The sequence below is a fragment of the Chitinophaga sp. genome, from assembly GCF_035564935.1.
Lineage (GTDB): Bacteria > Bacteroidota > Bacteroidia > Chitinophagales > Chitinophagaceae > Chitinophaga.
In genome coordinates, this window is sequence record NZ_DATMTE010000885.1 from 1 (window position 1) to 6,281 (window position 6,281).

General features: G+C 45.9%; 4 protein-coding genes. 3 read left to right on the forward strand and 1 reads right to left on the reverse strand.

Features of this window, described 5'->3' with window-relative positions:
• The coding region (locus VN105_RS23110; RefSeq protein WP_325644663.1) for a phosphatidylinositol-specific phospholipase C at positions 1-911 on the reverse strand (911 nt) is incomplete at its 3' end.
• 222 nt (positions 912-1,133) lie between these two features.
• Between VN105_RS23110 and VN105_RS23115 the strand changes: the two genes are divergently transcribed.
• The 3 genes from VN105_RS23115 to VN105_RS23125 form a co-directional block, all read left to right on the forward strand.
• Positions 1,134-1,718: an RNA polymerase sigma-70 factor gene (locus tag VN105_RS23115; RefSeq protein WP_325644665.1), complete on the forward strand. Its 585-nt coding sequence runs from the start codon at positions 1,134-1,136 to the stop codon at positions 1,716-1,718.
• Between the two features lie 73 nt (positions 1,719-1,791).
• Positions 1,792-2,940, forward strand: a complete 1,149-nt coding sequence (locus VN105_RS23120) for a FecR family protein (protein WP_325644666.1) — start codon at positions 1,792-1,794, stop codon at positions 2,938-2,940.
• Positions 2,941-3,260: 320 nt separating this feature from the next.
• A partial coding sequence (locus VN105_RS23125; RefSeq protein WP_325644668.1) for a SusC/RagA family TonB-linked outer membrane protein occupies positions 3,261-6,281 on the forward strand: 3,021 nt, incomplete at its 3' end.

Genomic DNA, 6,281 nt, shown 5'->3' on the forward strand with positions numbered 1-6,281 from the left:
GGGATAATGCCGTATCTGCCCTGTGTATTAGTGGTGAAGTAGCTATTGATCTGTGGATTAATGGCATTGGATACCGTGGTAATGCTGGGAATACCGAAAATAAGCGATTTGTAACCGCTGGTAAAATTAATATACAGCACTGATTGGCTGCCATTTTTCGCTTCTGTGAAAAGGTTGGTGATACCGGTCCATTTCCCGTTATTATCGGGCACCACATACTGGTCCTGTACCCGTAGGGAGGAATTGGCGTTATTAATAGAAAAAGTGGTGTTGTCGGCCCAGTTGGTAGCTTCAATACCTTTGGGAGTAGCGGAAGCGCCAAACCGCCTCAACAGCACAATTTTGCCCCTTACCTGTCCCAGATCGGGAACTGCATCGCCCAGGTACCATTTGGATGGTTGCAGTTGGGTATAGCTGTCAAAAGTTTGTTCGAAAGAACGGGTGTTGTTGGTAGGATCATATTCTTCCTTTACGCACATGATGATGGTTTCTGTAGGGTTTGCCGCCAGGAAATCGTAACAGGCGGTGGTTACATCCGTAAAGTTCAGGTTCTGGTAAATAGAACCATGATGAATGGCGAAGGCATCACCGATATGCCGGCAACGGATATCAAGGAAGCGGGTGCCGGCATCCAGTTGTTCACGGATGCTGAGGGTCTGGCATTTGGCGGTACCGCCAATTGGTTCTACCCGGGCGCCACTATCATGCGTACCGGGAATGGACAGGCGGGTCAGACTGGTATTGTCGGCAATAGCGCCCATCCATCCTGTAAGGGTTACATTTAAAGTGTTGGTAACAACGGTATTATCCGCTGTTTCAATGCCAGCGGCGGCATTGGGGGCTACCAGGTCTTTTTTGCAGCCAAAAAGAGCGCACGCGGCCAAAGCCAGCGAAAGGGTTTTTAGGTTCATAGTGGAAGTATTTATCTTAAAAATACAGGAGAATACCGTTTGGTTCATTGCAGTGGAAATTAATTGTGGGTTAACAATCTTTGATAGGGAATTAACAAATCCGGCGGGTAACGAAAAGGTGTGATTTTTTATCAGCACAGGAATGTCTATCTTTATATCACGTCTTTCCACATCAACCAGATTTGCTTATCAGAGGAAGTGTCCAGATTTATTTTGAATACCGTGCAATTAAATAGTGAACCGGATTTACTATTAAGAGTGTCGCAGGGCGATGAAGCCGCCTTTGCCCGCTTATTCCACACCTATCAGAACAGGCTGGGAGCTTTTGTTATGCAGCTTACAGGATCCAGGCCCCTCGCAGAAGAAATTGTACAGGAAATATTTATCAGGATATGGGAAAAGCGGGAGAAGCTAAGCCAGGTGGAACATTTTCATTCTTACCTGTATACGGTGGCGAGAAACTATAGTTTATCTTTCCTGAAAAAGCTGGGCCGGGAACTGGCTCAGAAACAGGCATGGGAAACGAGTATGGCCGCACGGGGGGAAGAGGAAGATACCGCTATCAGGAACTACCGGCGCATAATAGACCAGGCGATCTCCGAACTGCCAGCCCAACGCCAGAAGGTATATCTTTTGAGCAGGGATGAAGGGCTTCGCCAGGCCGAAATTGCGGAACGTATGGCCATCTCATTGGAAACAGTAAAAAAACATATGGTGCTCGCGCTCCGCTCTATCCGGAGCTACGCCATGGCGCATCCGGAAATCAATATACTGATGCTTATTCTGGCCACTCCTTTCAGGATCTGAAAAAAAATTTTTCTTCCCGTTACCTCTTTTTTATACTTCCTGCTGTCTTATAGTATGGAATCAATCTATGCTAATGAACAATACCAGGTTGCGCTATCTGCTTAGCCAATATGCGGGCAAAACGATCACCCAGGCGGAGGAATCCGAGTTAAGTGATTTTTTAAATGCGGCAGATAATCAAACGCAGCTGGAATTGCTGATCGAGGAAGCCTGGATAAAGTCGGGTGAGGAAGATGAAAGCATTTTTCCCTCGCCCCAATTGAACCAGGAACCATTGCGGCCGTTAAGGCCGGTTCGCTGGCTGCGCTGGGCCGCTGCTGTATTGCTGCTGGTTGCCGGCGCCGGTGCATGGATGCTGGCTAAAAGAACAGGGAATGCGGGGAAAGAACCGACCCCTGTGGCAGTAAGCACAAAGAAGGATGTGAGGCCGGGCGGATCAAAGGCAATGCTTACACTCGCCAATGGTAAAGAAATAACGCTCGATAGCACGCTCAAAGGTACATTGGCCAGGCAAGGGGAAGCAAACCTGCACGTGAGCCCCGGCATGCTTAAATACGACCAAAACAGGCAATCATCTACCAATACTATAGCCTATAATATATTAAAAACGCCAAAAGGGGGGCAGTACCAGCTGGAATTGCCCGACGGTTCTAAAGTGTGGCTCAATGCGGCTTCTTCCCTGAAATTCCCTACCGCTTTTGTTGGAAAGGAACGAAGAGTGGAACTAAACGGGGAAGCATATTTTGAAGTGGCCCGGAACGCCAGCCAGCCTTTTTTTGTATCGGTGAATAAGGCCAGCATCGCTGTACTGGGTACCAGTTTCAATGTAATGGCCTATGCCGACGAGGCAGCTATGAGAACTACCCTGCTGGATGGCGCCGTAAAAGTAAGCCAGGCAAGTAGTTCCAGCTTGTTGAAGCCGGGAGAACAATCATTGCTGGAGCCAAATGGCCGCATGGAAGTAATAGAAAAAGCCGATGTAAACCTGGCTGTTGCCTGGAAAAACGGCCTTACCTCTTTTAAAAGCGCAGACATCAAAACAATTATGCGACAGGTGGAACGCTGGTATGATGTGGAGGTGGTATATAACGGAACCATACCCTCCCGAAGGTTCACAGGAGATATTCCACGCGATGCTAACCTGTCTGAATTACTACGGTTACTGGAAATAAGCAGGATCCATTTTAAAATGGAACAACGTAAGCTGATCGTTATGCCGTAAGCAACTGAATCTATTATTTATATCAACCAAATCACTATTACCATGAATAACGGTCCCTGAGCGACGTGTGGTAAGAACCGGCATAAAAAACCAGGAGCGATCTCACCCGCCCCTGGTAAAAAGCCTGGGTCTGGTACCTGACATCAATACATAGCAGAAATCAAGAATTATCTCAACCCAAACACTACAAATGTATGCAATCTAATTGTCATGCAAAGCCCGTCTATATACCCGGGCTATTATCAACCATCAAAGATCGTGTCCTGACATTCCGGAAATCAGGTGCCCATCTGAGGATAAAAAAACAACTGATTAAGCAAATGAAAATTACAGCTATCCTCTTAACGGTAGTTTGTTTGCAGATCAGCGCAAAAAGTCTGTCGCAACAGATCACTTTGTCGCAAAAGAACGCACCGATCCAGAAGGTATTTGAAGAAATAAAAAAACAGTCGGGCTATAAATTCTGGTATGAAGATGCCATGCTTACGAAAAGTAAGCCGGTAGACATTTCCATCCGAAACGGCTCCCTGGACGAAGTACTGGCACTGCTGTTTAAAAACCAGCCTTTCAGCTATGAGGTGATCGGTAAGATCATCGCTGTAAAAGAAAAGGATACACAACTGCAGCATGCCTTGCCCTATATGGTGATACCGGAAGTGGTGCTTCGTAAAATAAGCGGCCTTGTAAAAGACAGTACAGGATCGCCGGTTCCGGGAGTAACCATTCTGGTAAAGGGAACTAAAACCGGTGCTACTACAGATGCACAGGGCCGGTTCACCATCGATGTGCCGGAAGGTAATGTGGTGCTGCTTTTTACTTCAGTAGGATTTGAACCCAAATCCATTACACTCGGTACTTCCACTTTCCTGAACGTAACCCTCACCGCCGCCTCCAGCGGGCTCAATGAAATGGTGGTAACGGCGCTTGGTATCAAACGTCCGAAAGGAACACTGGGATACGCTATCAGCACCATTAAAGCAGATGAACTTACAAAGGCGGGTACTACTATGAACCCCTTCCTGGCTTTATATGGTAAAGCGGCAGGTGTGGGTGTAAACACAGGTGCTGCTGGCCCGCAGGGCGGGATCAGAATTAATATCCGTGGCGCCGCAAGTATGAATCCTGCCCAGAATGTAAGGCCGCTGTTTGTGGTAGATGGGGTAATATTAAGTGACCGCAAAACACAAATGGGAGGTGACCTCGGGCAAGGTTTTGACTATGGTGCGGGGATTAATGACATCAACCCGGATGATATCGAATCAATTGATATTCTTAAAGGTGCTAAAGCAACTGTGTTGTATGGTAGCGATGCCGCTAACGGGGTAATGCTCATTACCACAAAAAGCGGACGTAATGCAAAGGGGTTTGGCATGACCGGTAATCTGCAATATACCATAGAGCAGCCTGTATCCTACCTGAAACTGCAAACCAAGTATGGTTTAGGAGACAATCTCTATGATACAAGCTACGCGATGATCAATGGGAAGAACACCCGACTGTTGCCCAACAAACGTTTTAGCTTCGGACCTGCTTTCGATGGTTCCGATGTAATGTTCTATGATAGTTCAATAGTGAAAAATTCTCCCCATGCGGGCAACTTTATGTCATTGTTTCAGAGAGGTCATTCCACTTCCGCCAATGTTTCCATTGCCGGTAGTAATGAGAAAGGTAGCATCAGGGCATCGTACACGAACTATAACTATCAGGACATTGCCAGTGACAACGGTTGGCAAAAGAGAAATTCCTTCAGCTTTAATGGTAACTATAAAGCATCCGACCTGGCGTCTTTTGAAGTAATTTCCAATATTTATAATATTACTACGCAAAACCGGCGTTCTCAAAATGATGGCCCGGTTGCATGGGGGTACCCGGTAGATTACGACTATGGTAAAATTTATCCCTACTTTACCGACGAAACTGGCTACCAGAGAGATCTTTCTAATGCAAGAGTATCAGATGCATTCACCAAATTAGGTACTTATCTCTGGAACCAGAAGCAGAATCGGTATAAGGATGATAAAGTACACATGATCACTTCCGCTAAGGTAACTCTTAACTTTACGAAGAATATCTTTCTGGTAGGACAGGCCGGCCTGGATTATGATAATACTAATTATACCACAGAAGAAAGTGTAACAAGAATTTTACCTACGGTACAAAAAGGCTCGTTTGGAGTGGCTAAGCAAAACTCTACTACGCAAACTTACCAGGCTTTACTGAACTATAACAAAACGTTCATGAATAACGATCTGCGGTTGTTTGCATTTGGCGGTGGCGTTTACAGGCTTCGTACAGTAGACTACCTCGGAACCAGTACGGTTGGCGGATTGAATTTTCCGGATTGGTATTCATTTGCTAACCAATTGGGAACACCAGGCGCGGATAATGCTTATTTGCTGAGGAACTACAGTCGCGGTTCTGATGTTCTTTATAGTTTATTGGCGTCGGCAGCCTTATCCTGGAAAAATGAATTAACCCTGGAAGTACAGGGAAGACAGGATTGGAACTCAACGCTTCCTCCGGAAAATAACAAGTATTTCTATCCCGGCGTGGCCGTCACCTGGAACTACACCGAACGCTTCAGGATAGCAGCTGTTAACAGTGGACAACTGAGATTATCCTGGGCCGATGTGGGTAATGGTACCAACCGTTATTTTGCAAATAACCTTTATGGTTATAACCGTCTGCCAAATACCGGCGCTAACTCCGTTTCTCCTCCCGGAAATCTTTTGCCAGGCGCCCTGAAGCCGGAACGTAAAAGGGAGTTTGAAATAGGAATTAATAATACTTTCCTGCCGCAGGACAGAATCACCCTGGACTTTTCGTTTTATAGCAATCATCGCTATAACCAGATTATCAGCTTGCCTATTTCCTCTTCCTCCAGCTCCACCGGACTTACTGTGAATGCTGGTGATGTAAAAGCCTGGGGTTTTGAACTGGCACTTACGGGAACACCATTGGTAGGTAAAAACTATCGCTGGAATCTGACCCTGAATGCTGCAAAACAGGCATCAAAAGTAATAGATCTCTATCCGGGGGTTATTTACAACCCTTTCCAGAATCTGATAAATGGCTCAGGTGTGGCTATACACGCTGATCAGGGCCGTCCATATGGGGAGATTATTACTTATGACTACAAACGTGATGAAGCCGGTAATAAAATAGTGAACAATAATGGCACCTACATCCTGGATGACCAGAAAACAATATCAGCGGGCAATGTGATGCCTAAATTATATGGCGGGTTTATTTCTGATTTCCAGTATAAAAACTTCAACTTCCGTATTGGATTGGATTATAAATATGGGGGTACTATATTTTCTTATACCAACAACCGCTTA